Genomic DNA, 25,938 nt, shown 5'->3' with positions numbered 1-25,938 from the left:
CTTTCGCGAGCAAGCTCGCTCCCACAAAGGATTTGTGTGTTGCCGTGAATGACAGGGGGAACGCGAATTCTGTGGGAGCGAGCTTGCTCGCGAAGGCGTCAGGTCATCCAACATATAGGTCAACTGACACACCGTTTTCGCGAGCAGGCTCGCTCCCACAAGGGGATTGTGTGTTGCCGTGAATGTCGGGGGAATGTGAATGCTGTGGGAGCGAGCTTGCTCGCGAAGGCGTCAGGTCATCCGACATTGATGTCGATTGACACACCGCTTTCGCGAGCAGGCTCGTTCCTACAGGGTTATGTATTCCAGGGCGGTAAAGGGTCAGGCCCACTCTTTGCGCAGTTGCCGTGCGGCGCTGACCATGTGCACCAGCGCCGCTTCGGTCTCTGGCCAACCTCGGGTTTTCAAACCGCAATCCGGATTGACCCACAGACGCTCAACCGGAATACGCTGCGCCGCCTTGCGCAGCAAGCCAACCATTTCCGACACATCGGGAATCCGTGGCGAGTGAATATCGTAGACGCCCGGGCCGATGTCGTTCGGGTAGGCAAACGCTTCAAACGCTTCGAGCAGTTCCATGTCCGACCGTGAGGTTTCGATGGTAATGACATCGGCGTCCATCGCCGCGATCGACTCGATCACGTCGTTGAATTCGCTGTAGCACATGTGCGTGTGGATCTGGGTTTCGTCGCGCACGCCGGAGGCGCACAGGCGGAACGCTGCGCTTGCCCATTCCAGATACGCCGGCCACTGCGCCCGGCGTAACGGCAAGCCTTCACGGAACGCCGCTTCGTCGATCTGGACGATTTTGATTCCCGCCGCTTCCAGATCATTCACCTCGTCACGAATGGCCAGCGCCAGTTGTTGAGCCTGCACTTCGCGGCTGACGTCTTCGCGGGCGAAGGACCACATCAGCATGGTCACCGGGCCGGTCAGCATGCCTTTCATGACCTTGTCGGTAAGGCCTTGGGCGTAACGGATCCACTCGACCGTCATCGCCTGCGGGCGGCTGAGGTCGCCGAAAATCACCGCCGGTTTGACGCAGCGCGAACCGTAGCTCTGCACCCAGCCAAAGCGGGTGAAGGCATAGCCGTCGAGCTGTTCGGCGAAGTATTCGACCATGTCGTTGCGCTCGGCCTCCCCGTGCACCAGCACATCCAGGCCGAGGCGTTCTTGAATTTCCACCGCGTGGCGAATCTCCGTGTGCATCGCATCGGTGTAATCGGCCGCGCTGAGCTTGCCTTGCTTGTAGGCCTGGCGCGCCAGACGGATCGCCGCCGTTTGCGGAAACGAACCAATGGTGGTGGTCGGAAACAGCGGCAGATCAAGTTTGCCGCGCTGTTTGGCGATGCGCTGGGCAAACGGCGATTGGCGTTGCACATCCTTGGCCGTGATCGCCGCGACCCGCGTTTGCACCGCCGGTTTGTGAATACGCGGCGAGGCAGCGCGGCTGGTCTGCACCGAACGGCTTTGCGCGAGGGCACGCAGTACCTTCGGCGCTTCCGGCTCGCTGACCGCTTGAGCGAGCACGGCGACCTCTTCGCACTTCTGCACGGCGAACGCCAGCCAGCTTTTCAGTTCGGCATCGAGCTGGTCTTCCCGGCCGAGATCGACCGGGCTGTGCAGCAACGAGCAGGACGGCGCCACCCACAAGCGATCACCCAAACGTTCATGAGCATGACGCAACGTCGCCAGCGCGTTTTGCAGATCGCAGCGCCAGACGTTCCGACCGTTGACCACACCCAGCGACAGCACTTTATAGGCCGGCAGACGATCCAGAATGGTCGGGTACTGATCCGGCGCGCGCACCAGATCGATGTGCAGGCCATCGACCGGCAAGTTCGCCGCCAGACCGAGGTTTTCTTCCAGGCCCCCGAAGTACGTGGCGAGCAGTTTTTTCAGCGGATCGCGCTGGATCTGGTTGTAGGCGCGCTCGAAGGCATTCTTCCAGTCCTGTGGCAAATCGAGCACCAGAATCGGCTCATCAATCTGCACCCACTCCACACCCAACGCCGCCAGCCGCGCGAAGATCTGGCCGTACAGCGGCAGCAGGCGGTCAAGCAAATCGAGCTTGTCGAAGTCGGCGCCTTTGGTTTTACCCAGCCACAGATAGGTCAGCGGACCGATGATCACCGGTTTGACGTTGTGCCCTAGCGCACGGGCCTCTTCGGTTTCTTCAAACAGCTGCTCCCAACCCAACTGGAAGTGCTGGTCGACACTGAATTCCGGTACGAGATAGTGATAGTTGGTGTCGAACCATTTGGTCATTTCCTGAGCGTGGCCTTCGCCGCAGCAAGCATTACTGACGCCTCGGGCCATGCTGAACAGGGTCTGCAGCGTGGCTTTGCCGTCATGCGGGCGGAAGCGCTCGGGGATCACGCCGAACATCAGCGAGTGGCTCAGCACCTGGTCGTACCAAGCGAAATCGCCAACCGGCAGCAAGTCGATGCCGGCGTTTTTCTGCAAGTCCCAATGGACCTTGCGCAGCTCACGCCCGACGTCACGCAGGCCCGCCTCGTTCAGTTCTCCTTTCCAGAACGCCTCTTGCGCTTTCTTCAGTTCGCGGTCGCGACCGATGCGCGGAAATCCAAGGGAATGGGCCAGTGCCATGACAAACAACTCCAGATGCTTAATCGATGGCGGGTATTGTCGGGAACCGGACTTGATGAAACAAACTCAATAAATTCTAGATCATCACAAGTTCTACTCATGCACAGGCGCCCCGTGGGAGCTGCCGAAGGCTGGGATCTTCTGGCCGTAGGGACGCAGAGCGTCCAAGGCTGCATTCCCACGCGGAGCGTGGGAACGATCAGAACACGTCAGGGCAACATGCAAGTTTTCGTTCTATCGTTAGATCCAAATGGCTGGATTTTCCAAGGATTAGAGGTTGCGAGAGAGGATGTCTGCGCCTAAGTTGCACGCGAGTCTTTTCCCCGCGATTGGAACGCGATCAACACCATAAAGAGGTGAAGAAATGTCGAAGGAATCACGCCCTGCCGTGCTTGGGCTGATAGGCAATACTCCGCTGGTGCAGGTCACCCGCTTCGATACCGGACCCTGCACGCTGTTTCTCAAACTTGAATCGCAGAACCCCGGCGGCTCGATCAAAGACCGTATCGGTCTGGCGATGATCGACGCTGCCGAACGTGACGGTCGCCTGCAACCGGGCGGGACGATTGTCGAGGCCACTGCCGGCAATACCGGTCTGGGTCTGGCGCTGGTCGGCCGAGCGAAAGGCTATCGTGTGGTGCTGGTGGTGCCGGACAAGATGTCCACCGAGAAAGTCCTGCACTTGAAGGCCATGGGCGCCGAAGTGCACATCACTCGTTCTGACGTCGGCAAGGGCCATCCCGAATATTACCAGGACGTCGCCGCCCGCTTGGCCAAGGACATTCCCGGCGCGTTTTTCGCCGACCAATTCAACAATCCCGCCAACCCGCTGGCCCATGAATGCAGCACCGCGCCGGAAATCTGGGCGCAGACCGAACATGATCTGGACGCCATCGTCGTCGGCGTGGGATCGGCCGGCACGCTGACCGGGCTGAGCCGTTTCTTCAAGCGCGTGCAACCGGATCTGGAAATGGTCCTCGCCGATCCGGTCGGCTCGGTGATGGCGCAATACAGCCGCGACGGAACCTTGCCGACGCCCGGTTCGTGGGCGGTCGAGGGCATCGGCGAAGACTTCATTCCGTCGATCACCGACCTCTCCAGCGTGCGTCACGCCTACTCGATCAGCGACGCGGAAAGCTTCGATCACGCGCGCCAGTTGCTCAAGGCCGAGGGCATTCTCGGCGGCTCATCGACCGGCACCCTGTTCGCTGCCGCGCTGCGTTATTGCCGCGAACAGACCGAGCCGAAACGCGTGGTCAGCTTCGTCTGCGACACCGGCACGCGGTACCTGTCGAAGGTTTACAACGACCAGTGGATGACCGATCAAGGCCTGTTGCAACGCAAGGGTTATGGCGACCTGCGCGACTTGATCGCAAGGCGTTTCGAGGATGGCCGAGTGATCAGCGTCGGCCCCGATGACACCCTGCTCACCGCGTTCCAGCGCATGCGTCTGGCGGACGTTTCGCAACTGCCGGTGCTGGTCGAAGGCAAGCAACTGGTGGGCGTGATCGACGAGTCCGACATCCTCCTCGGCGTCCACGAAGATGCCGCGCGCTTCAGCCAGTCGGTGTCCAGCGTGATGACCGACAAACTGCAAACCCTCGCCCCGGCTGCGAGCCTGGCCGAGCTGGAATCGGTGCTCAGCCGTGGCCTCGTCGCGATCATCGCCGACGCCTCCGGCTTCCATGGCCTGATCACCCGCACCGACATGCTCAACCAATTACGGAGATCCCTTGCATGAGTCAGCACGACGCCAAATCCCAAGGCTTTGCCACCCGGGTGATCCACGCCGGGCAAGAGCCGGACCCGACCACCGGCGCGCTGATGCCGCCGATCTATGCCAACTCCACTTACCTGCAAGACAGCCCCGGCGTGCACAAGGGGTTCGACTACGGCCGCTCACACAACCCGACGCGCTTCGCGCTGGAGCGCTGCGTCGCCGACCTCGAAGGCGGCACCCGCGCGTTCGCCTTCGCCTCGGGGCTGGCGGCGATTTCCACGGTATTGGAACTACTCGACGCCGGCTCACACATCGTCTCCGGCAATGACTTGTACGGCGGCACATTCCGCCTGTTCGACAAGGTCCGCCAGCGCAGCGCCGGGCACCGTTTCAGCTTCGTCGACCTGACCGATCTGTCGGCGTTCGAAGCCTCGCTGCAGGACGACACGCGCATGGTCATGGTCGAAACCCCGACCAACCCGCTGCTGAGCCTGTCGGATCTGGCCGCCATTGCGCGCATCTGCCGCGCGCGCGGGATCATTTGCGTGGCCGACAATACCTTCGCCAGCCCGTACATCCAGCGCCCACTGGAGCTGGGTTTCGACATCGTCCTGCACTCGACCACCAAATACCTCAACGGCCACTCCGACGTGATCGGCGGTATTGCCGTGGTCGGGCAGAACGCCGAACTGGCGGAAAAACTCGGCTTCCTGCAAAACGCCGTCGGGGCGATTTCCGGGCCGTTCGATGCATTCCTCACCTTGCGCGGGGTGAAGACTTTGGCGCTGCGCATGGAGCGCCATTGCAGCAACGCCCTGGACCTGGCGCAGTGGCTGGAACAGCAGCCGCAGGTCAAGCGCGTCTACTATCCGGGCCTGACCTCGCATCCACAGCACGAACTGGCCAAGCGGCAGATGCGTGGTTTTGGCGGGATGATTTCTGTCGACCTGAACAGCGACCTGGCCGGTGCGCGGCGCTTTCTCGAGAACGTGCAGATCTTTGCACTGGCGGAAAGTCTGGGCGGTGTGGAGAGCCTGATCGAACATCCGGCGATTATGACCCACGCGACGATTCCGCCGGAAACCCGCGCCAAGCTTGGTATTGGCGATGGCTTGGTGCGGTTGTCGGTCGGAGTTGAAGACGTTGAAGACTTGCGTGCCGATCTGGCTCAGGCACTGGCAAGAATGTAAACAGCTCCACACCAAGAAGCCCGCGCAATGCGGGCTTCGTCTTTTTTTGTCCGTCGATCTCCCCGCCGTGGCAGTTCCCGAGGCCGATCCTATACTCAATCGGCTCGATCAGGATTATCTCGACACCCGCACGCCGCTCGGTGTGCCCGTGCCTTTCGCCAACCAGGTAAAACCCAAGCCAATGAGTCGTGGCGTTTGTATGCATCGCGCGCGATTGATCGCTGTATGGCTGCTGGGTCGTGGAGAAAACCATGAAATACAAGTTGTTGTCAGGCGTGCTTCTTGCGGTAGCGGCCAGCGTTGTGGTGCCGAATGTCTTGGCGGCGCAACCGCAGGCGTTGGCTTCGGATGGGGCTGATCATGTTGGCGCCGGCGCGGTGGCTGCCGATGGCGCTGATCGCGTCGGTGCCGGCGCAGTGGCTGCCGATGGCGCCGATCGTGTCGGTGCCGGCGCGGTGGCTGCCGATGGCGCTGATCGTGTCGGCGCAGGTGCAGTCGCTGCCGATGGTGCTGATCGCGTCGGTGCCGGGGCAGTGGCTGCCGATGGTGCTGATCGCGTCGGTGCCGGCGCAGTGGCTGCCGATGGCGCTGATCGTGTCGGTGCCGGCGCGGTGGCTGCCGATGGCGCTGATCGTGTCGGTGCCGGCGCGGTGGCTGCCGATGGTGCTGATCGTGTCGGTGCCGGCGCAGTGGCTGCCGATGGCGCTGATCGTGTCGGTGCCGGAGCATTGGCAGCGGATGGGGCCGACCGCACCGGCGTTAACCGAGTGGCCTACTCCCGGGTCGGAGTCGGTTCTGATCGCGTGGCATCGGCGCTGATGACCGGCAGCTATTCCGACCAGTTCAACAGCCCACAATAATCGCCGCGAAATAACGGGCGAGCTCCTGAGCCGCCCGTTTACATCGGCCTTTACAGCATCTGTTCAACCGCTGCGCCTTGTCGATCACGCAGGGCGCGCAACGTCGCGCGTAACTCGGCCGGCCGCACAGGTTTCGACAGAATCGCAATCTGCCGGTCATGCAAGGCAGCCTGAATTTTCTCGACGTCATGCCCGGTGATGATCATTGCCGGCACCGCCCAACCGCGCCGCCTGCGCACTTCGTCAATGCATTCGATGCCAGTGGCGTGGGTGCCGAGGTCATAGTCGGCGACGATGATGTCGCAGTCGGTGACCAGATCTTCAGCCGACGACTCGGCCTGCACCACGCAGCCCCAGCGCTCAAGCAAAGCTGAAGTCGCCAGCAGCACGTTGCGGTCATCCTCGACCAGACACACCTTCAGCCCGGTCAACAAACCCACCTGCCGCGCTTCACTGCGAACCACCGGTGACTGCGGCGCGGCCACGATCGGCAACCCCGCAAGCGTCACAGCGGTGCCGCGTCCCAACCGTGAACGCAGAGCAACGTGCACATCGATCAGTTCACCAAGACGCTTGATGATCGACAGGCCCAGCCCGACGCCCTCGACATCTTTGTCGCGCACTTGCCGCACGCGATAAAACTCCTCGAAAACCTTGTGCAAATGCTCTTCGGCAATGCCGTTGCCACGGTCATGGATGACGATGGCCAACCCTGCCCCGCGTTTACGCACGCCAATCAGCACCGGCCGCTGCGCGCCGTATTTGAAGCAGTTGGAGAGCACGTTCTGCACCATGGTCGCGAGCAGCGCCGGGTCGGTTCTGACCCAGTAGTTGCACGGTCGCAGGCGCAGCTCGACCCCCGCCCAACGGGCCGCTTCCTGATGTTGGCAGACGATGTCCGCAAGCCATTCACCAAGATTCAGCGTTTGCATTTTCGCTTCGACCCGACCGTTATCGAGGGTGTAGAGGTCGAGAATCGAGCGGAACAATTGCGAGACGTTGAGCAGTGAGCGGTCGATGTTATCGACCAGCCGCCGCTCGTCATCGCCCAGGCGCGACTCTCGCAGACACGCGGTAAACAGACCGATGGAATGAATCGGCTGACGCAAGTCATGACTGGCCTGCGCCAGAAACCGCGACTTTTCCAGATTAGCCGCCAGCGCTTCTTCCGACGCCTTGCGCGTGCGCTCAAGCAGCAAGTGCGCATAAAACGGAATCACCGTGCTGGTGATCAGCAGCATCAACACCATGAACGGCTGCGCCTGCCAATACGGCGTCAAGCGATAGACCACCAGCAGCGCCACCAATGCAAGGCCGGTGGCAATCGCCAGATAGCGCGAGCCGTAGCGCATGCCGTTGCCGAGATTGACCCAGACCATCACCGCATACAGCGGCAACGCTGCCTCGCCGCCGATCACCAGCCCGAAACAGGTGCCGGTGTAATCGTGGACCATGGCGAAAATCCGCCGCGCCGGATAATGCCCGGGCCAACGCGCAATGGCTTGCCGAAACACGATCGACGCCAGCAGGAACAGGCTGATATAGGTGATGACGGGCAGGTAGGTCTCGAAGCGATGGCCCGGTAGAAAGACCAGCACGACCATGTAAACCACCGCAATGGCAGCGATGATGATGCGCAGATTGGCTTGGTCGAGTTCGGTGTTTTTCTCGAACTTCATGGGAAACGTCCTTGTGCAGCGATTGCAGTTTCGGAAGCAGCCTACAGGCAACCTTCGCGTCCAGTGCTAAGGTGCAGGCCTTGAATCACGCCTGACCCAGGGAGGGTCGCATCATGACGTGCCGGATCATCATAGCCGACGATCACCCACTGTTTCGCGAGGCAATGCTGCGCACCGTGCAGCGCTTGCTGCCCGAAGCGAATATCTGTGAGGCCGGCGACTTCGACGCCGTGCTTGAGCTGCTGCCACAGGACAACGAGCCGGACACGCTGATGCTCGATCTGCGTTTTCCCGGGCTGACCTGCATCACTCAACTCACCGACTTGCGCCGACAGTTGCCGCGCACCACGCTGATCGTGGTGTCGATGGTTGACGATCAGGCGCTGATCAGTGAAGTCATGGCGGCGGGCATTGACGGTTTTATCGGCAAGAACATTGCGCCGGATGAAATCGGCCAGGCGATTCTGGCCATTCGTGAAGGCGAGGTGTTGGTGAAGTCGGCGCCGTCCGGCCTCTTGCCGCTGGAAACCGCGACGACGCTGACGCCGCGTCAGCAGGACGTGCTGCGTTTGATCGCGCAAGGCAAGACCAACAAGGAAATTGCCCGTGAACTGGATATCTCCCCGTTCACGGTACGCATCCATGTGTCTTCGTTGCTGCGCACGCTGGATGTGCCGACGCGGGCGGCAGCGGCGGTCAAGTATTCGGGGCTGTGAAGCGCTTTTACGGATCAACCTGCGCCATCAGATCCGGCACCGACTCCGGTCGTTTCGCATAGCGCTGGGCCAATACCGCGCAGACCATCAGCTGAATCTGGTGAAACAGCATCAGCGGCAGAATCAGCACGCCGATGGTGCTGCCGGCGAACAACACCTGCGCCATCGGCACGCCGGTCGCCAGGCTCTTTTTCGAGCCGCAGAAGAGGATGGTGATGCGGTCTTCCTGATTGAAGCCGAGGGCTTTGCTCAACAGAATTGATGCCACCAGAACCAACGTCAGCAGGATGCAGCAGACCACGACCAGACCGAGCAACTCGAACAACGGAATCTGCTGCCAGATGCCTTCGTTGACCGCCTCGCTGAATGCGCCGTACACCACCAGCAGAATCGAGCCCTGATCGACGAATTTCAGCCAGTTCTTGTTGCGCCCTACCCACGCGCCGATCCAGCGGCGGGCGATCTGCCCGGCAATAAATGGCAGGAGCAATTGCACACTGATTTTGACGATCGCATCGAGCGTCGAGCCGCCGTCGCCGTCGCCGTGGACGTTGAGCAGAAGCGTCACCAGCAGCGGCGTGAGAAAAATCCCGAACAGGCTGGACGCCGCTGCACTGCAGATCGCCGCCGGAATATTGCCCCGCGCCAGCGAAGTGAACGCGATCGCCGACTGCACGGTGGCGGGCAACGCGCAGAGGTAGAGCATGCCCATGTACAGCTGATCACCGATCAGCGGTGACAACAGTGGTTTGAGCGCCAGACCGAGAATCGGGAAGAGCACGAAGGTCAGCCCGAACACCAGCAGATGCAGACGCCAGTGGCCGGCGCCGGCGATGATCGATTCGCGCGACAGCTTGGCGCCGTGCAGGAAAAACAGCAGGGCGATGGCGATGTTGGTCAGCCAGCCGAAGCCGACCGCGACCTGGCCGCTGGCCGGCAGGAAGCTGGCCAGCAGGACGACGCCGATCAAGGTCAGCGTGAAGTTATCGGGCAGAAAACGTGGGCGCGTCATGAGATTCATCCGGGGGTTGCCAGTGCGTGCCGACGACTCTAACGTGACTGGCAATTACCGACTAACGCCGAAGAGCCGCAAGATGCCGCCTAAAGGACATAGCAAAAGCGTTCGCCGCAGTGTTCCCGGGTTGCCCAGCCTGCCGCGCCCCGTGTACGGACGCACCGAATCGCTGCCCAATCGCGCCCTCACCCGCCGCCACAGTCATCCGTGGGTGCAGTTGTCCTACGCGATTCAAGGCGTGCTCGAAGTGCAGACCAGCGCCGGCCGATTCGTCGCGCCGCCGGAGCGTGCGGTGTGGATTCCGGCCGGCGTGCCGCACCGGGTGTTCAGCGCACCGCATACGGAAATGCGCAGCCTGTACATCGACAGCAGCGTCACCGGTTGGGCGGCTGAACATTGCCATGTGCTCGGCGTCAGCGATTTGCTCAGGGAGTTGATTCGCGCCTTCAGTCAGGTGCCAGTGGAATACGACGAAAGCGGCCCTGACGGACGCTTGGCCCAGGTGATCCTTGATCAATTGGCCGACGCGCCGACCATCGACTTGATGCTGCCGCTCCCGCAAGACCCGCGCCTGAAGCAGATCTATCAGAGCCTGGAGCAACACCCGGAGCAGCAGACCACGCTGAGCCACTGGAGCGAAAAATTCGGTGTCACCGAAAAGACTCTGACGCGGCTGTTTTTGCGCGACACCGGCCTGACCTTCCGCGCCTGGCGCCAGCGCTTGCGCTTGCTCGGCGCCCTGACCCCGCTGGAAAAAGGCGAGCGTGTGACCGACGTTGCGCTGGCTTGTGGATACGACTCGACATCGGCGTTTATCGCAGCGTTTCGTCAGCAGTTTGGCGAGACGCCGGGGGAGTTTTTCCGCTGAGGCATGTGCCAATGGCCTGTTTGTATACGAGGGAACTCATCGCCCGACACTTCGCTACCATATTCATCAAAATTTTGCGCCTGTCAGGTCTGTCAGTAGTTAGCACACAAACCGAAGCGTAAATTGAATCTCCCAACCGGCGGAAAAGCCGGTTTGCCAAAAAAACGGAACGCATTTTTATCAGGAGATTCGATCATGACCGACCTGACCAAGAACAAAAAACTTGGACTCGACAGCGAAGACAAGCCACAGGATCTGCCGCACAAGATCGCCGCAGGCGAGCGCTTCGACGTAACGTTCCCAGAAAATTTTCCGCCCCTTAAAAAGTTTGAAACAACGCATACCTGGTACGCCTCCTTCACAGAAGACTCGCGCAGCATCATTGGGCGCCATCAAACCTCGCAGAACTTCTACCAGTTGACATTACTTACTCCACGGGAGCTTAAAAGCGGCACGTATAAACTCGAGGATTATGGCCCCGGCAAGCATTCAGTTGTTTTTATGGTCTACGGAGTTAGCGTCAAGGGAGGTAATGTTACTTACGATGTAGACGACAGCCGGAAATCAGTTAAAGCAACTCTCGAGTTCGAGATCGTTTATGAATCAACCCCCTACACGGTCACTGCAGATATATTCCTGCTGGCAACGGGAGAGCTTTGATCCATATATCCCCTCGATATCAACCTGAATTCTGTGATGCGGTATCGCTGGAAGTTGGATTCGCCAATCAGCGGTACTTTCGATGCAGGAATGCTCCAATGAAATGCCAAAGTGCCCCGAGGTAGGACACTTCGTTTTTCTCGAACCAACCCTCAGAAATAAACGATTTTTCTTTGCCACAAATGCGTCGCTAGCATGGCCCCCGTCTGATTCAATTCAAACCAAAGACAGGGGAGCGTGCCATGCCTGCCACGAACATCAATATCGGCGAACCCTGGATGTGGGGCGCCTTCATCGTCTTCGTTCTGGCCATGCTGGCCCTGGACTTGTTTGTCTTCGGCGGGCGCAAGGCGCACCGGGTTTCGGTGCGGGAAGCGTCGGCCTGGGTGGTTGCCTGGTGCCTGTTGGCGCTGAGTTTTGCCGGGTTGCTCTGGTGGTATCTGCACGGTGAATTCGGCGGTGAAATCGCCCGGCAGAAAACCTTGGAATTCCTCACCGGCTATCTGATTGAGCAGTCGCTGTCGATCGACAACATGTTCATCTTCGTGATGATCTTCAGCTACTTCGCCGTACCGCCGGAATTGCAGCGGCGGGTGCTGCTGTACGGCGTGCTCGGCGCGATTGTGATGCGCGCGATCATGATTTTTGCCGGTGTGTGGCTGGTGTCGCAGTTCGAATGGCTGCTGTATGCCTTCGGTGTGTTCCTGATCATCACCGGGATCAAGATGCTGGTGTTCGCTGATCATCAACCGGATCTGGAAAAGAATCCGTTATTGCGTTGGGTGCGCGGGCATATGCGCATCACCAGTGGCTTTCATGGCGAGAAGTTTTTCATCCTGCAGAACGGCGTGCGCTGGGCAACACCGATGTTCCTCGTGCTGGTGCTGATCGAGGCCAGCGACCTGATGTTCGCGGTCGACAGCATTCCAGCGATCTTCGCCGTCACCACCGACCCGTTCATTGTTTTCACTTCGAACATCTTCGCGATCATGGGTCTGCGCGCGCTGTACTTCCTGCTGGCGGACATGGCTGATCGCTTTCACCTGCTCAAATACGGGCTGGCGATCGTGCTGGTGTTCATCGGCGGCAAGATGGTGCTGATGCCGTGGTTCCACATGCCGGTGGAATGGTCGCTGGCAATCGTCGGGACGGTGATTCTCGGGTCGGTGCTGTTGAGCCTGGTGACGACCCGCGAGGCTGAACGCCGCACCGAATGACACCACCCAACCCCACCTGAGGGAGCGAGCCTGCTCGCGAATACGCCGGATCATTCAACGTAGAAGTTGAATGACACCCCGCTTTCGCGAGCAGGCTCGCTCCCACATTTGAAGTGCGGTGCTCTTATTTATCGGACTTGATACTCGTCCACACCCGCGTGCGCACCCGCTCCATTTTCTGCGGCAACGGCTGCACCACATACAGGGTTTTCAGCGCTTCGCTGGTCGGGGTCAGGTTGGGGTTGTCGGTGATGTCCTTGTTGACCAGCGGCATCGAGTCCTTGTTAGCATTCGGGTAACCAAGGAAATCGCTGATCGGTGCGATCACTTTCGGGTCGAGCAAGTGGTTGAGGAATTCGTGGGCCTCGGCGACGTTCTTCGCGCTCTTCGGAATGGCGAAGGTGTCGAACCAGATCGGCGCGCCCTCCTTCGGCAGACGCCAGTCGACCACCACGCCGTTGCCCGCTTCTTTAGCGCGATTGCCGAACTGGTAGAAGCTGCCGGAATAACCGATCGCCACGCAGATGTCGCCGTTGGCGATGTCGGTCATGTACTTGGCCGAGTTGAAGTAGGTCACGTACGGGCGAATCTTCATCATCAAGGCCTTGGCCTTTTCATAGTCCGCCGGGTTCTGGCTGTTCGGATCGAGGCCGAGGTAATGCAGGGCCAGCGGCAGGATTTCCGACGGCGAATCGAGCATCGCCACGCCACAGGCCTTGAGCTTTTCCATGTTCTCGGGCTTGAACACCAGATCCCAACTGTCCACCGGCGCGTTGTCGCCCAGGGCAGCCTTGACCTTGGCCGGGTTGAAGCCGATCAGCACGGTGCCGTACATGTATGGCACGCCGTACTGGTTGCCGGGGTCGTTGGCGTCGAGCAACTTGAGCAACGCCGGATCCTGGTGCTGCCAGTTCGGCAATTTCGACTTGTCGAGTTTCTGGAACACGCCGGCCTTGATCTGGGTTTCGATGAACTGATTGGACGGCACTACCAGGTCGTAACCGGAGTTGCCGGTGAGCAGTTTGGCTTCCAGGGATTCGTTGGTGTCGAAGGTGTCCCAGGTCACTTTGATCTTGCTTTGCTCGGCGAAGTCCTTGGGCACTGACGGCAGAATGTAATCCGCCCAGTTGTACACCCGCAGTTCGCGCTGCTCGGCCTGGACGGCGCTGGCCAGCAGCGTCAGGCCCCACACGGTGGCGCCCAGAATGCGTTTGATCGTGACCATGGTTGTTTCCCCGAATGCGACGTGAGATCGATGGTTTTTATGTTCTGTACACGGCAGTGGCTGTAACGATAGCCAAGGGCAAAAAAGGTCGAGCCTGTTGTTATGGTTTCGATTCTTGCTGACAGCGTAGCGCGATGACAGTAGGCGGCAGGCCAAAAGGGGATCGATATGGCCAATTTGCTTGACCGCCGAGATACGCAAACAAAAATGCCCGGCGCTGGGCCGGGCATTGCTGTGTTGCCGTTGGGATCAGTCGGTATAGCCGAGTCTGGCCGCCCTGCTCTGCTGCGCCTGACCGCGAGTTGCCAGGCAGTAATACAACGGCACGGTGACCACCAGGCCAACCAGCCACGACAGGTCGGCACCTTCCACCAGATTGGCGTAGGGCCCGACGTACAGCGAGGTGTTGGCAAACGGCAACTGCACGATGATGCCGATGAAGTAGGCAATGATCGCGTGCAGGTTGAAGCGCCCGTAGATCCCGCCGTCAGCGCGGAAGATCGAGGTGATGTCGTAGTTACCGCGCTTGATCAGGTAGAAGTCGATCAGGTTGATCGACGCCCACGGCACCAACACCAACAACAGCGCCAGAATCAGCCCGATGAATTCGGAAATGAAATCTGCCGAAGCGCCAAGGGCGACCACACAGCATCCCGCCAGGATCACGCTCGACAGCACCACGCGCACTTTGATGCTCGGCGTCCACTGGCTGGCGAAAGTCTGGATCGAGGTGATGATCGACAACACCGCGCCGTACAGATTCAGCGCGTTGTGGCTGATGATGTTGAGCAGAAACAGCACCATCAGAATCGGCCCCAGCCAGCCGGTGGACTGCTTGACCGCCGCCATCGCTTCAGTGCCTTCCGGCGTCGCCAGTACCGCCACCGCGCCGAAACTGAACGACAGAATCGTGCCCAGCGTCGCGCCCAGATACGTCGCCCAGAAGGGTTTGGCGATACCGATGTCTGCTGGCAGATATCGCGAATAGTCGGAGACGTACGGCGAGAAGCTGATCTGCCAGATGATCCCTAGCGACACCGTCGCCAGCCAACCGGAGAGATTGAAACTGCCGCGCGTCAGGAAGTCCGCCGGCAAGTCATGGGCGAAGATGTAGATGAACCCGGCGAGCAACGCGCCGCCCATCACCCAGGTGCCGATGCGGTTGAGCGTATGGATGAAGTTGTAGCCGATCACACCGATCGCCGTGGCGGCCAGCGCGCCGATCAGAATGCTCAGCGGTGCCGGCACTGACGGGGCAATGCCGACGATGGATTTGCCGGCCAGCACGATGTTGGAAATGAAGAAACCGATGTAGATGAGCGCTGCGAAGAACACGATCAGCAGCGCGCCATAGCGGCCGAACTGACCGCGACTCTGGACCATTTGCGGAATGCCCATGCGCGGGCCCTGCGCCGAGGCCAGCGCAATCACCACGCCGCCGATCATGTGCCCCAGGGCAATCGCCAGCAGCCCCCAGAACAGATTGAGGTGGAACACCTGAACCACCATGGCGCCGGTGACGATGGGCAGTGGCGCGATGTTGGTGCTGAACCAAAGAGTGAACAGATCGCGGGCCTTCCCGTGGCGTTCCGCGAGTGGGACGTAATCGACCGTATGATTCTCGATCAACGGATCTTGCCGGGACATCTGGGACATATGCATGAACTCGAGTTTGTCTGTTTTTATCTTTGTATGAAGCCAAACCGGGAGGACTCTTGGGTCGCCCCTCAGATGCAGACCATATTATGGTATTCCAAACTTTGCACAAGCCTGATCCGCTGATTCTGTCGCTGTCTGATCCGCTATCCTCGCTGATCCCACCCCTGACCGGCTAGCTGAAAGCCCCGTAAACACTGAGTTTCCGACGAAAGTGGCACGTTTATCGGTTCACCAGAAAAGCTCTTGCAAGATATGTATTACGGTATACCATCAGACCTGCAAACCATAAAAACCGCGTCACACCACTCGAGGACCACCCAATGATCGATGCTGCCATTTACAAACAAGTCATGGGCTCGTTCCCGTCCGGCGTCACCGTCATCACCACGCTGGACGACGACGGCCAGATCGTCGGCCTGACCGCCAGCGCGTTCAGCTCGTTGTCGATGGACCCGGCGCTGGTGCTGTTCTGCCCCAATTACAGCTCCGACTCTTATCCCGTGCTGATCAAGAACAAACGCTTTGCGATTCACCTGTTGTCCAGCGTGCAGCAAAGCGAGGCCTATGCCTTCGCCCGCAAAGGCAAGGACAAGGCGCAGGGCATCGAGTGGACTTTGAGCGAACTGGGCAACCCGATCCTCGCCAATGCGACGGCGGTGATCGAGTGCGAGTTGTGGCGTGAATACGAAGGTGGCGACCACGCGATCATGGTCGGCGCGGTGAAGAACCTGATCGTCCCCGAGCAGGTCGCCGGGCCGCTGGTGTATTGCCACGGCAAGATGGGTGCGTTGCCGGTTGTGGCGTGATTTCACCAGATCTCGGATATCCCATGTGGGAGCGAGCCTGCTCGCTCCCACAGGTTTTGGTGTTGCCTGGGCGACCGTTTCAGGTCCTAAACCGGCTCACCAACTGATTCAACGTCTGCGACAACGCCGTCAGGTTCTGCGCATCCTGCCGAGTCGAATCCGCCAGGCTCGCCACCAACTGCGCATCGCCATGAATCTGGCTGATGTGCCGATTGATGTCCTCCGCCACCTGATGCTGTTCCTCCGCCGCCGTGGCGATCTGCGTGTTCATGTCGCGGATCACGTCGACCGATTCACGGATCAACTCAAAACTCGCCCGTGCCTCGTTGATCGACACCACGGTTTCCTGTGACACCTCAAGGCTGGCGTGCATCTGCTTGCCCATCTGGTGGGTGCGCCGCGCCAGATTGCCGAGCAGTGCGTCAATCTCACCGGTGGAATCCGAGGTACGTTTGGCCAGCGCCCGGACTTCATCAGCGACCACGGCAAAGCCCCTGCCCTGTTCACCAGCGCGCGCGGCCTCAATGGCGGCGTTGAGCGCGAGCAGATTGGTCTGCTCGGCAATCGAGCGGATGGTGCCGAGGATCGACTGGATGTCGTTGCTGTCCTGCTCCAGTTGCTGCATCGACTCGGCACTGTGGCCGATCTCCTGACTCAAGCGCCCGACGTTGCTCACCGCCGCGTCGATCTGCTGCTGCCCGATGTGAGCCTGACGCTGACCGTTGTCTGCCGAGTCGGCCGCCTGACTGCACGAGCGCGCAACCTCGTTGGAAGTGGCGACCATTTCGTGAAACGCCGTAGAAACCATGTCCACCGCCTCACGCTGACGCGAAGCGACATCGGCCATTTCCGCCGAGACTTCAGTGGCGCTGCCAGAGCTGCTGTGAATCTGCCCCGCTGCCTGGCCGATGCGCTGAATCAACGTACGAATCGCTTCCAGAAACTGATTGAACCAGCCGGCCAGTTGCGCGGTTTCATCCTGCCCGCGCACTTCCAGTCGCGCAGTCAGATCGCCCTCGCCCTGGGCAATGCCTTCGAGTCCGCTGGCGACACCACGAATCGGCTTGACCATCAACCCGGCAAACCACGCGCCGGCCATTGCAAACAACAGTGCGCAAACCACAGCGATCGCGCCGATCAGCCAGGTCAAATGCGTCGCCCCGGCCATCACTTCGCTCGCCTTGACCAAGCCGACAAACCGCCAGCCCAACGCCTGCGAGGGCCAGACCAGCGCCATGTAATCCTCGCCGGCCAGTTGCACCTCGACCAGCCCTTTGCCCGCCTCGGCCAGTTGCTGATAACCGTCGCCGAGATCGCTGAGTTTCTTGAAGTTGTGCGCCGGATCGCTTGGGTCCACCAGCACGGTGTTGTTGGCTTCCATCAACATCAGATAACCGCTCTCGCCGAGGCGGATCTGCTTGACCAGGTCGGTCAACTGCTTGAGCGACACATCGATATTGACCACGCCAGCATTGCTGCCCAACTGGTTGTTGAAACTGCGTACGGTGCTCACCAGCACCACGTCATCCGCCGCCCAGTAATAGGCCTCGGTGCGCAGGGTTTTGCCGGGATTGGCCATCGCGGTTTTGTACCAGGGCCGGGTGCGCGGATCGTAGTTGGCCAGTTGCGCATCGCCCGGCCAGAACAGATAACCGCCTTGCTCGGTGCCGACAGATAGATAGGTGTAAGCCGGGTGCGCCTTGGCCAGACCGTCGAACAGCTTGAACAGCTGTTGATCCTGCGGCCCCATCGGCACTTGCGCAGCGTCGCTGCTCAGGTAGCGTTTAAGGCTGGTGTCGATGCTCTGCAGTTGCGGATGCTCGGCCAGATAAGCAACGTTCTGGCTGATGCCCTCGAAAAACAGCTGCATCGCGTTTTCCACCTGACGCACCTCGCGCCCGGTGCTGTCAGTAAAGGTGTCGCGCGCGCCCTCGCGGACATTGAGGATGATCAGCGCTGCCACCAGTAACACCGGCAGGCTGGCGATTACCGCAAACGCCAGAGTCAGTTTTTGTTTTATGTTCATTGCTTGCGCCTTCCTTGTTCGAAGTGTCGGTCAGAAATATTTTGCGGATATTCCGTATTATGGTATACCAATATTCAATCAACCGAACAGCCGTCCTCGAAGGCGTGCCTGAATGGTGAGAAGACTCGCGAGCGCACAGCGCTCACGTCAGTTCGACAGGCCCGCACACGACCGGCCAATTACAAAAGACTCGAGGTAGCGTCATGAAATTTTCCCTGTTCGTACACATGGAACGCTGGGACGAAAGCGTCAGCCACCGCCAACTGTTCGAAGACCTGACCGAACTGACCCTGATGGCCGAGGCTGGCGGTTTCAGCACCGTGTGGATCGGCGAACACCACGCCATGGAATACACCATCTCCCCAAGCCCGATGCCGCTGCTGGCCTACCTCGCAGCGAAAACCACCACCATCCACCTCGGCGCCGGCACCATCATCGCGCCGTTCTGGCACCCGCTACGCGTCGCCGGCGAATGCGCCCTGCTCGACGTGATCAGCAACGGCCGCATGGAAGTCGGCCTCGCACGCGGCGCCTATCAAGTTGAATTTGACCGAATGGCCGGCGGCATGCCCGCCTCCAGCGGCGGCCAGGCCCTGCGCGAAATGGTCCCGGTGGTCCGCGCCCTGTGGCAAGGCGACTACGCCCACGACGGCGACATCTGGAAATTCCCCACCTCCACCAGCGTGCCGAAGCCGATCCAGAAGCCCAACCCACCCATGTGGATCGCCGCCCGCGACCCCGACTCGCACAACTTCGCCGTGGCCAACGGCTGCAACGTCATGGTCACGCCATTGATGAAAGGCGACGAAGAAGTCCTCGACCTGAAGAACAAATTCCAGACCGCGCTGGACAACAACCCAGACGTGCCGCGTCCGCAATTGATGGTACTGCGCCACACCCACGTGCACACCGCCGACGACCCGGACGGCTGGAAAGTCGGCGCGAAAGCGATCTCACGTTTCTATCGCACCTTTGATGCGTGGTTCGGTAACAAGCAGACACCGGTCAATGGCTTCCTCGCGCCGAGCCCGGAAGAGAAGTTTGCCGGACGTCCGGAGTTTGAGCTGGAAAGCCTGCACAAGACCGCGATGATCGGCACGCCGGAAGAGATCATTCCGCGGATCAAGTACTACCAGGAACTGGGGGTGGATGAGTTCAGTTTCTGGTGTGATAACAGCTTGCCGCATGAAGAGAAGAAGAAATCGCTGGAGTTGTTTATCAGGGATGTGGTGCCGGCGTTTCGGTAACCCCCTACTGGCTCGGCCCGGTAAATTAAAACGCCCCGGCAGAGTTCGGGGCGTTTTAGTTTTACGTCGGCTCGTCGTCCCAAAAATTGCCAGCGGGTGCGTATTGGCCATCTCGGAAAACGGCGCACCAACCAAAACTTCGGTAGAACATTTCAAGATCAATGATCTGGTACAAGCCTTCGCTAATTTTACCCAAGGTAATCAGACCATTGGCATAGTGGGTGTATTGACCACCCGCCCCGGCGACCGCACGTCGTTCCAGTTCCTCACGACTCCAGCCCGATACGATCCCGGATGATTCAGGGACTGTATCCGAGAAGGAAATTTCGAATTGCGTTGAAACCTTGCAAATACACGGAATCCGTTGCTGTCTGAGCAAGTCATCGGAGATCAGGTTGTCAGGGAAATGAATATTTAATTTCAAATGGCTCAGGTTCCGATGAGGCTACGCTGACCCGGCCGGGTGACATCGTAAACATGCTGCTCGCAAGCCTGCCCAACAAACTGAAACTCCACCAGGTAGACCTTGCTTCGCTCCGGGGTAAAAGTACTGTTCAGCGGCCCGCAGCTATAAGTATTGCCAGTGCCCATGCCGTTGGAACGCCCCGACACCTCGAAAGGTTCGTCGGCATTGGCTTGCGTTTCCAACTGAGGGAAGTGCTTGAACGTGGCGCTATTGGCCGCTTCGCTGACTTTGGCGATCCAGCCGAATACCTTGCCCCGCCCGGAATCCACCACAGTACCCAGCACTTCCATTCGCCGATCGGGATCTGAAGCCTGGCGAACCGAGAACTCGACAGGGTATGTGTAACCTGTCGCTTTCATGATGATTTTGGCGTGTTGTGCATCTGGTGTTACCGTTTTTTGCTGAAGTTGGACACCCTCCTTTAAAAGACTGGGGGAAGAGTCTCTGACGTTGGAATGGCAGCCTGCAATCAGGAAAACAAAAGGCAGCAAAAGTCCGGGTTTAATCAATTTTTATTACCCTTTCAAAGAGTAGCGGCCAGATTTGTCGGGCTCAACAAACCTGCCCCGCTACAACCACCATTAAATAAAGTCAAAAGACAGTAATGGACTTGAACATCAGGACATTCTGCCCATCCATGCCGCTGCGAACTCTAAAATTCATCAATACCTTCAATTACGCCATTCACTGCCCCCCGAGGCAGCAACGCCTCATGGACAAGGTTGCCAAAGTCTTTACTCCAGACCAGCCTGTCCGCATGCTCCGTTTTTTGAAAATAAATAAACAGACCGGCGTCCCCCAAGAAGGTGCACGTCATATCTTGCACGCCTTCTAAAATGGCGGACTCCCCTTTGAAGAAATAACGATGCGCGGAAGCAAATAATTCTTTTGCAGAAATCGCTGAATCGCCCTCCTCTATATTTTCAAATTCCATTTTTGCGTAGAAGTTCACGGCAGTTTTAAGTTCGACGACATCCACGACATCAAGGAGCCTTTCCCCACCAACAAACAACGAAAACAAGCCGTTTACCCAGAAACAACTTGAATCAGTCCAATCCCTCACTACATCAAACTGAATTGAGAATATAAACGGATCGCCGTAAATCATTTCAATGTTACTCCTAGCGCCTTTTGTACCGCCGCCGGTGACAAAAGGGGACGGTCCCCTTTTTTTCGCTTTTTTTACGTTCGACACGAATTGAAAGGTGATTCAAAGGTGGCCTGCGCCAATTTACCCTCCAATATATTAAATATCAGCATTTAGTTTATAAAAAACGGACTTTCCAAAAATCTTTACCTGCATCCACCCAATACTTTTCTCGTGACGGAATCAAGTAGCTGAAATCGCTAGATTCAGCAATCCAACCCGGATGCACATACTCCTCATGAAATCGACCGTCATCCACATGCATGAAAATCTTTCGATCAAAATTCACGTAAAACAGAGGAAGCCGCGAGCGTATGACATTTGCATTTTTGAACAATTCCGAATCCAGACCTTCGCCTGTGAGATAGTAGTTTTCAATTCTTTCGAAAACATCCGACTCAGCCCCAATAAAGCCTTGCAATTCGGAAGACAACAAAATCTTCACACTCGGCCCTTGAAGATACGAAGGAAAGTTCTCAGCTGTCATCTTCAAGATTCCATTCCTGAATTTCAGGCAGGATCGTTCGTATTGCTCTTGCGTCATAGTTCCGTTACTCAATGACGCTCTAAGACTCTTGTCAACGTCAAGCGTAAAATTACGTTTTTCATCAACAACCCAGTAGCACTGAGCTGACTGAACAAAAAAACCGATACTTTTTTTGCCGTCCCACAGGTCATCAAAAACTTCTTGATCAATGGTCATTTCTTAAACTCTAAAAATTCTTCTTGGGAAAAAGGGGGACAGCCCACCTTTTACTAAATGGTAGATTTTTTCGGCCGTCCCGGGCTCCCTCGCTGCACACGACGACCGATCATTGCCTCGACTTCAACAGCAAACTTTGGGCCGCCAAAAACATTACTTCCATTGGTCGCGGCACTAATCTGGTCAACCACTTCTGACTCTAAGTCTTAAAGACACTCATGAAAAATCATCAATCATTTTATCTAACGTAAGTCATCGAGACAAGTAACCAGGGAGCGAGCTAACCAATGCTCGATCAGCCTCGTGTTCCGCCCCTTTACGCCCCTTCAACATAATCTTTGATTTTTGAAAGTTTGCTGGAAGCCCAATATACAGACATGAGAATAGACAACGGCAGGCACAACTATTTAAACACCATTTCAAAATCCGGTTCAAAAAACAAATACATAACAGCCATCAACAAGAAAACCATAACTAAAGTAATCGTCATGAATACAGTCCAAACGAACCCTGCCAGACTTAAGTACATAATCAGCTAAAGCACAATATTTTTTATTTCGCACCACAGTCACACCAAACAAGGAAGTTCACCTGAGGCCATCCGCAGCGATGACTTTCAAAGATACTTTTACAAAACCTGCTCCAACTGAAAACACAAGATCCCCGCCACTATATACTGCAGGGCCATACCCTCCGGGAATGTAGGAAAATGCGTCCTTCACCGGGTTGTAATTAGACGGGCTACCGCCCCAAAAAAATGATTATAAATGTCAGACCCGCCTTCAATAGTGAGAAATGGGGACAGACCAAGTTTTTAGAGTGTTTTCTAAACGTGACCTACCCCCACCTATTCTTTTTCACAGAAAATTTGATTTTTTATTTTTTCACAAAATTTTCCAGAATTTTATTTTTCTCAGACAATAAGGCTCTGACAAAATCAGCGTCAAATTCCATTATCAAACCAATGGCATCCTTGATTTTCCACCGATGAAGTTCCGGATGTTCAACCATTGCGATCAAATGCTGCTTCAGCAGCGGTAGGTACTCTGAATACTTTTCACGATGCACGAAAGAATATATTTCCGATATTTCAAAAGGCCTCTCGTTGGCCAGAGCGATTATTTTTGAAAGCACATCATATACCTGACGCCTCGCTAATTCCTTTCCACTGACCTCAGCGGCATTTGCGAAATACATCGTCACTGCCATCAATATATGCCGATATGTATCATCGTACCCATGGAGTCTATGGGTATAAATACCCTCAATAATCTCTGGGCGACGCATATATTCTTCCAGCACTATCAAGCCGTTATGGACGCCCCAGCTGGTGAGAAGTTTAGAAGCCTGAAAACGCTCCATTTCATTCCCACTGTTGAGCAGTTGCCTCACTGCGGCCATTCTTTCTTCTGAAATGTCTTCTCGGTCAAGGTCACCCGCCTCCACAGCGTAATCGGCGTGTTCCGGAATACCATTGAGCAGTTCGTATGTTTTGGGATCCATCGCCTTCACCTATTTTTTCACCGGTTTAATGTAGTCAGCCGGAACACAACCTTTGATCAAACATTCCCCATCCCTCGCAGCGCTTGCCAAATCTGTCTCTGCTCTGTCTAATGAGGTTTGATTTTTTGGCGTGGGATTGTTCGTAAATTTATCACGCGCCGCATCGACTTTCGTCTGCAACTCCGTTGTCACTTCCTGATTTGTCAAAAATTTAGTGTTTGGCAATACACCGGAATCAATGTCCTGTTGCAATCTTTTTACGTCAATCTCAATTTTGTTCGTACCGTAATCTTTTGGGTTTGACGTTGTGCTCGGGTCGGTAACAGAAATATACGGCGAGTTTTCAGCGTTACCACCGCGTACATGTGATTGAACGCTACCGGTCCCGTCTATATTTGGCGGAACTAAATCGCCATTTTCGTTAAGATGCGCTTTCGGTTTTCCGTTTCCATTCACGGTGGCACTGAAATCGTCATCGCTGCGCACAACAATATCACCCGCGCCCTTTACGCCTCCAGACCCACCAAGATTACCGTCGACATCTGGTGAATGAGAAGCGCTGTTTTTGGTCGTTCCTTTGCTACCGCCCGGTTTACCACCGCCCGCGACATCTGCGGCTACGCCTGCGGCATCTGCCCAAAACGCGGCGCTTTCACCATCACGCTGAACTACAATCTCTCTGATGATCGTGTTTTGCGCAGTTTGGTTATTCTCCGTAATGATCCAGCCTACGTTTGCAGCTGCACATATATCCCCACTGAGCCTCAGCTGCTCTGCCAGTTCGCGAATTTTTGGCTGATCGGCTAGGAGCTGATCCGAAAGCTGCTTGCAGGCACTCAAGTTTTTCTGACAGAGGCTACCCAACTCCGCATTTCGCTGCTCATCCAGATTGGCATAACGCTCTCGCACTTCTGCTTTGCACGTCTCGGATGCGCATTTTGCCTGCTCATCCAGCATTTCCACGATTTCGTGGTGCATAAGGTAGTTGTAGTTAGTAGCGTCCTTCGCAATAGTCGCGCCCTCTTGAAGGTTACCGTCGCTTACGGCTGCCGCAGCGATACCCACTAGTTGGGAGGACATCGACAACAGGTTGCTGTCGTTCTTGACCAGCGTCGCCAACTGTGTAACCAGAGCCTCATTTGCACCCGCCGCCAATGCACCCGTTTTGAAATCGCCACCCGCAGCTTCAGTCAGCAACCCTCCAACAACCGCGTGCAATGCGATTTTTTCGAGACTGCCGTCTTTCCAGCCCTGTTTAGCAGCAAAATCGCCTACAGCATTGAATGCCGCGGCGTTCAGAGTACTCAACAGAGCGCCCGTCAACGCATTACCGAAATCCGCGTGCTGACCGAAAGTCGCGCCCAAAACAGTGGAAGTCATGTTCTGCAGCAGCTGGTTACCGGCGAAACGGCCAATGCCTTCCAGACTGCTCAAGTCAGTCATGACTTGGCCGGTTATCGGATTTGTTGTGGTCTTGAGAATGCTGTCGAAGTAGCCCGCCGTCAGGCCAGCAGTTACTCCTGAAATAACATAGCCAGCCAGCGCATCAGAAGACGTTACATCTTTGAATACAGCGCCAAGGTTGCCACCGTTATTGATAAAACTGGTGGCGGCATTTGTCGCTGCTCCGGTAGCTACAGCAGCATAAGATGCCGCCCAGAACGTGCCCATCCCACTCATCGCCGTCAAAGCTGCCGGTCCAACAACCGCAGCCATCACGATCGCAATGATCATTTGGGACGCCGGGCCAAGCCCCGAGTTGCTGTATTTAAACGACTCGTGAATCTCCTTCACGCGCCGCCAATCAACATCTCCCCGAGCCTCCGCATCCTTCAACCACGCCAGTTGCGGATCAGCCTTGACCATCGCATCAATGGTCTGGCTGACGGACTCCTGACTCACATCCTTGATATCAATCTTCAGCCCATCGACCGCTTTCAGGACGATGTTGCCCTTGGCGATCATCTGCGTCTGGCGCAGGGTTTCGTCGGTGTTGCCGCGACCCTTGGCCGAGACCCATGCGGCGTTGTTGTTGGTTTTGGTATGGCTCTCGTCATGCAGATCCTTCACCCCTTCGAAGGTGATGGCGCCGCCGCTGTCGAGGAGGATGTCCTTGCCGCTGTCGAGTTTGGCCACCTGGTAATGCTGGTCGCCCAGGCTGACCAGAGACAGGTTGCCGCCGGTCTTGATTTCGCTGCCGACGTGGGTGACCTGGGTGACTTCGTCGCGCTGGAGTTTCAGGTTGCCGAAACCGCCCTTCTCCTTCATGTCATAGAGCGTGTGGTCCCTATTCTGCGCGGCCAGCAGATTGAGGTCGTTACCGGCGTAGACGTAGGCTTCATTGCCTGCGCTGATTTTGCTCGCGACCAGTGTGGTGTCACGGCCGGAACTGGTTTTTACGTCGCCGCCGGCGATGAACTCGGCGGCTTTCTGAACAGTGTGGTCGTCCTGTTCATGGACACGTTTCTTGCCGTCCTTGCTATGGGTTTCGACGTTGTATTCATCTCCGGCCGAGGACAAATAGATGTTGCGACGGCATCGAGCTGCAGGTCACCGCCGCTTTTACGCTCGACGCGAATTTGAAGGTGGCCTGTCCCCGTTTGTCTCTCGAAAGGTGGTCT

Annotated in this window: 21 protein-coding genes; 9 read left to right on the top strand and 12 right to left on the bottom strand. The window is 57.4% G+C overall.

The window, feature by feature from the left end:
* Positions 1 to 321 precede the first annotated feature (321 nt).
* Positions 322 to 2,610: a 5-methyltetrahydropteroyltriglutamate--homocysteine S-methyltransferase gene (gene metE / locus D8U70_RS02010; protein WP_130928199.1), complete on the bottom strand. Its 2,289-nt coding sequence runs from the start codon at positions 2,608 to 2,610 to the stop codon at positions 322 to 324.
* A 364-nt stretch (positions 2,611 to 2,974) separates the two neighbouring features.
* Here metE and D8U70_RS02005 point away from each other — a divergent pair, with 364 nt between their 5' ends.
* From D8U70_RS02005 to D8U70_RS01995, 3 genes are all read left to right on the top strand, one after another.
* A complete protein-coding gene (locus tag D8U70_RS02005; RefSeq protein ID WP_122698092.1) occupies positions 2,975 to 4,351 on the top strand; it encodes a pyridoxal-phosphate dependent enzyme in 1,377 nt (458 codons plus the stop codon).
* The gene (locus D8U70_RS02000; protein ID WP_130928198.1) at positions 4,348 to 5,520 is read left to right on the top strand and encodes a cystathionine gamma-synthase; all 1,173 of its coding nucleotides are present in this window, start codon (positions 4,348 to 4,350) and stop codon (positions 5,518 to 5,520) included. The genes D8U70_RS02005 and D8U70_RS02000 overlap by 4 nt, the downstream gene beginning before the upstream one ends.
* 251 nt (positions 5,521 to 5,771) lie before the next feature.
* Positions 5,772 to 6,380 (top strand): hypothetical protein, encoded by a 609-nt coding sequence (locus D8U70_RS01995; RefSeq protein WP_177433934.1) that lies wholly within the window; start codon positions 5,772 to 5,774, stop codon positions 6,378 to 6,380.
* A 50-nt stretch (positions 6,381 to 6,430) separates the two neighbouring features.
* Here the strand turns inward: D8U70_RS01995 and D8U70_RS01990 are convergent, their stop codons facing one another.
* A complete protein-coding gene (locus D8U70_RS01990; RefSeq protein WP_130928197.1) occupies positions 6,431 to 8,059 on the bottom strand; it encodes a hybrid sensor histidine kinase/response regulator in 1,629 nt (542 codons plus the stop codon).
* 113 nt (positions 8,060 to 8,172) lie between these two features.
* On the opposite strand from D8U70_RS01990, the gene D8U70_RS01985 reads away from it, so the two are divergent.
* On the top strand, positions 8,173 to 8,775 hold the full coding sequence (locus tag D8U70_RS01985) for a response regulator transcription factor (protein ID WP_130928196.1): 603 nt from the start codon (positions 8,173 to 8,175) through the stop codon (positions 8,773 to 8,775).
* A gap of 7 nt (positions 8,776 to 8,782) precedes the next feature.
* Here D8U70_RS01985 and D8U70_RS01980 read toward each other — a convergent pair whose 3' ends face one another.
* Positions 8,783 to 9,787, bottom strand: a complete 1,005-nt coding sequence (locus tag D8U70_RS01980) for a bile acid:sodium symporter family protein (protein ID WP_130928195.1) — start codon at positions 9,785 to 9,787, stop codon at positions 8,783 to 8,785.
* Positions 9,788 to 9,869: 82 nt separating this feature from the next.
* On the opposite strand from D8U70_RS01980, the gene D8U70_RS01975 reads away from it, so the two are divergent.
* The 3 genes from D8U70_RS01975 to D8U70_RS01965 all read left to right on the top strand — a co-directional run bounded on the left by D8U70_RS01975 (position 9,870) and on the right by D8U70_RS01965 (position 12,535).
* Complete coding sequence (locus D8U70_RS01975; RefSeq protein ID WP_071172719.1) at positions 9,870 to 10,658, top strand: helix-turn-helix transcriptional regulator; 789 nt, start codon at positions 9,870 to 9,872, stop codon at positions 10,656 to 10,658.
* Between the two features lie 195 nt (positions 10,659 to 10,853).
* Positions 10,854 to 11,318 carry a hypothetical protein gene (locus D8U70_RS01970; protein WP_073471142.1) on the top strand — a complete coding sequence of 155 codons (465 nt, stop codon included), beginning with the start codon at positions 10,854 to 10,856 and terminating at the stop codon, positions 11,316 to 11,318.
* A 242-nt stretch (positions 11,319 to 11,560) separates the two neighbouring features.
* Positions 11,561 to 12,535 carry a TerC family protein gene (locus tag D8U70_RS01965; protein ID WP_130928194.1) on the top strand — a complete coding sequence of 325 codons (975 nt, stop codon included), beginning with the start codon at positions 11,561 to 11,563 and terminating at the stop codon, positions 12,533 to 12,535.
* 124 nt (positions 12,536 to 12,659) lie between these two features.
* On the opposite strand, the gene D8U70_RS01955 is transcribed toward D8U70_RS01965, so the two are convergent.
* Together D8U70_RS01955 and D8U70_RS01950 are read right to left on the bottom strand one after the other, a co-directional pair.
* On the bottom strand, positions 12,660 to 13,760 hold the full coding sequence (locus D8U70_RS01955; RefSeq protein WP_071172722.1) for a polyamine ABC transporter substrate-binding protein: 1,101 nt from the start codon (positions 13,758 to 13,760) through the stop codon (positions 12,660 to 12,662).
* A gap of 249 nt (positions 13,761 to 14,009) precedes the next feature.
* Complete coding sequence (locus tag D8U70_RS01950) at positions 14,010 to 15,416, bottom strand: cytosine permease (protein ID WP_122746053.1); 1,407 nt, start codon at positions 15,414 to 15,416, stop codon at positions 14,010 to 14,012.
* Between the two features lie 323 nt (positions 15,417 to 15,739).
* On the opposite strand from D8U70_RS01950, the gene D8U70_RS01945 reads away from it, so the two are divergent.
* Positions 15,740 to 16,225: a flavin reductase family protein gene (locus tag D8U70_RS01945; protein ID WP_016775037.1), complete on the top strand. Its 486-nt coding sequence runs from the start codon at positions 15,740 to 15,742 to the stop codon at positions 16,223 to 16,225.
* A 79-nt stretch (positions 16,226 to 16,304) separates the two neighbouring features.
* Here D8U70_RS01945 and D8U70_RS01940 read toward each other — a convergent pair whose 3' ends face one another.
* Complete coding sequence (locus tag D8U70_RS01940; RefSeq protein ID WP_130928193.1) at positions 16,305 to 18,251, bottom strand: methyl-accepting chemotaxis protein; 1,947 nt, start codon at positions 18,249 to 18,251, stop codon at positions 16,305 to 16,307.
* Positions 18,252 to 18,454: 203 nt separating this feature from the next.
* Here D8U70_RS01940 and D8U70_RS01935 point away from each other — a divergent pair, with 203 nt between their 5' ends.
* A complete protein-coding gene (locus D8U70_RS01935) occupies positions 18,455 to 19,498 on the top strand; it encodes an LLM class flavin-dependent oxidoreductase (RefSeq protein ID WP_122703996.1) in 1,044 nt (347 codons plus the stop codon).
* A gap of 61 nt (positions 19,499 to 19,559) precedes the next feature.
* On the opposite strand, the gene D8U70_RS01930 is transcribed toward D8U70_RS01935, so the two are convergent.
* The 6 genes from D8U70_RS01930 to D8U70_RS01905 form a co-directional block, all read right to left on the bottom strand.
* Positions 19,560 to 19,922, bottom strand: a complete 363-nt coding sequence (locus D8U70_RS01930; protein ID WP_125918454.1) for a hypothetical protein — start codon at positions 19,920 to 19,922, stop codon at positions 19,560 to 19,562.
* A 5-nt stretch (positions 19,923 to 19,927) separates the two neighbouring features.
* Complete coding sequence (locus D8U70_RS01925) at positions 19,928 to 20,470, bottom strand: hypothetical protein (protein WP_125918489.1); 543 nt, start codon at positions 20,468 to 20,470, stop codon at positions 19,928 to 19,930.
* A 146-nt stretch (positions 20,471 to 20,616) separates the two neighbouring features.
* Positions 20,617 to 21,072 carry an Imm42 family immunity protein gene (locus D8U70_RS01920; protein WP_125918453.1) on the bottom strand — a complete coding sequence of 152 codons (456 nt, stop codon included), beginning with the start codon at positions 21,070 to 21,072 and terminating at the stop codon, positions 20,617 to 20,619.
* A 157-nt stretch (positions 21,073 to 21,229) separates the two neighbouring features.
* The gene (locus tag D8U70_RS01915; protein WP_125927943.1) at positions 21,230 to 21,814 is read right to left on the bottom strand and encodes a hypothetical protein; all 585 of its coding nucleotides are present in this window, start codon (positions 21,812 to 21,814) and stop codon (positions 21,230 to 21,232) included.
* Positions 21,815 to 22,690: 876 nt separating this feature from the next.
* A complete protein-coding gene (locus D8U70_RS01910) occupies positions 22,691 to 23,317 on the bottom strand; it encodes a hypothetical protein (RefSeq protein ID WP_016775043.1) in 627 nt (208 codons plus the stop codon).
* 9 nt (positions 23,318 to 23,326) lie between these two features.
* Complete coding sequence (locus D8U70_RS01905; protein WP_323168191.1) at positions 23,327 to 25,837, bottom strand: DUF637 domain-containing protein; 2,511 nt, start codon at positions 25,835 to 25,837, stop codon at positions 23,327 to 23,329.
* Positions 25,838 to 25,938 lie beyond the last annotated feature (101 nt).

This window comes from Pseudomonas sp. Sample_20, assembly GCF_004307585.1.
In the GTDB taxonomy this organism is placed as follows: Bacteria; Pseudomonadota; Gammaproteobacteria; order Pseudomonadales; family Pseudomonadaceae; genus Aquipseudomonas; species Aquipseudomonas atacamensis.
Note: the sequence above shows the minus strand (reverse complement) of the source record. Positions and strands in the feature narration are given on the sequence as shown.

Excerpts from the sequence above, each read along its gene's own strand:
- D8U70_RS01920 (WP_125918453.1), bottom strand. The coding sequence starts at position 21,072 with ATGATTTACGGCGATCCGTTTATATTCTCAATTCAGTTTGATGTAGTG.
- D8U70_RS01955 (WP_071172722.1), bottom strand. The coding sequence starts at position 13,760 with ATGGTCACGATCAAACGCATTCTGGGCGCCACCGTGTGGGGCCTGACG.
- D8U70_RS01980 (WP_130928195.1), bottom strand. The coding sequence starts at position 9,787 with ATGACGCGCCCACGTTTTCTGCCCGATAACTTCACGCTGACCTTGATC.
- D8U70_RS01995 (WP_177433934.1), top strand. The coding sequence starts at position 5,772 with ATGAAATACAAGTTGTTGTCAGGCGTGCTTCTTGCGGTAGCGGCCAGC.
- metE (WP_130928199.1), bottom strand. The coding sequence starts at position 2,610 with ATGGCACTGGCCCATTCCCTTGGATTTCCGCGCATCGGTCGCGACCGC.
- D8U70_RS01985 (WP_130928196.1), top strand. The coding sequence starts at position 8,173 with ATGACGTGCCGGATCATCATAGCCGACGATCACCCACTGTTTCGCGAG.
- D8U70_RS01945 (WP_016775037.1), top strand. The coding sequence starts at position 15,740 with ATGATCGATGCTGCCATTTACAAACAAGTCATGGGCTCGTTCCCGTCC.
- D8U70_RS01910 (WP_016775043.1), bottom strand. The coding sequence starts at position 23,317 with ATGGATCCCAAAACATACGAACTGCTCAATGGTATTCCGGAACACGCC.
- D8U70_RS01970 (WP_073471142.1), top strand. The coding sequence starts at position 10,854 with ATGACCGACCTGACCAAGAACAAAAAACTTGGACTCGACAGCGAAGAC.
- D8U70_RS01940 (WP_130928193.1), bottom strand. The coding sequence starts at position 18,251 with ATGAACATAAAACAAAAACTGACTCTGGCGTTTGCGGTAATCGCCAGC.
- D8U70_RS01975 (WP_071172719.1), top strand. The coding sequence starts at position 9,870 with ATGCCGCCTAAAGGACATAGCAAAAGCGTTCGCCGCAGTGTTCCCGGG.
- D8U70_RS01965 (WP_130928194.1), top strand. The coding sequence starts at position 11,561 with ATGCCTGCCACGAACATCAATATCGGCGAACCCTGGATGTGGGGCGCC.
- D8U70_RS02005 (WP_122698092.1), top strand. The coding sequence starts at position 2,975 with ATGTCGAAGGAATCACGCCCTGCCGTGCTTGGGCTGATAGGCAATACT.
- D8U70_RS01935 (WP_122703996.1), top strand. The coding sequence starts at position 18,455 with ATGAAATTTTCCCTGTTCGTACACATGGAACGCTGGGACGAAAGCGTC.
- D8U70_RS01915 (WP_125927943.1), bottom strand. The coding sequence starts at position 21,814 with ATGACCATTGATCAAGAAGTTTTTGATGACCTGTGGGACGGCAAAAAA.
- D8U70_RS01950 (WP_122746053.1), bottom strand. The coding sequence starts at position 15,416 with ATGTCCCAGATGTCCCGGCAAGATCCGTTGATCGAGAATCATACGGTC.
- D8U70_RS01990 (WP_130928197.1), bottom strand. The coding sequence starts at position 8,059 with ATGAAGTTCGAGAAAAACACCGAACTCGACCAAGCCAATCTGCGCATC.
- D8U70_RS02000 (WP_130928198.1), top strand. The coding sequence starts at position 4,348 with ATGAGTCAGCACGACGCCAAATCCCAAGGCTTTGCCACCCGGGTGATC.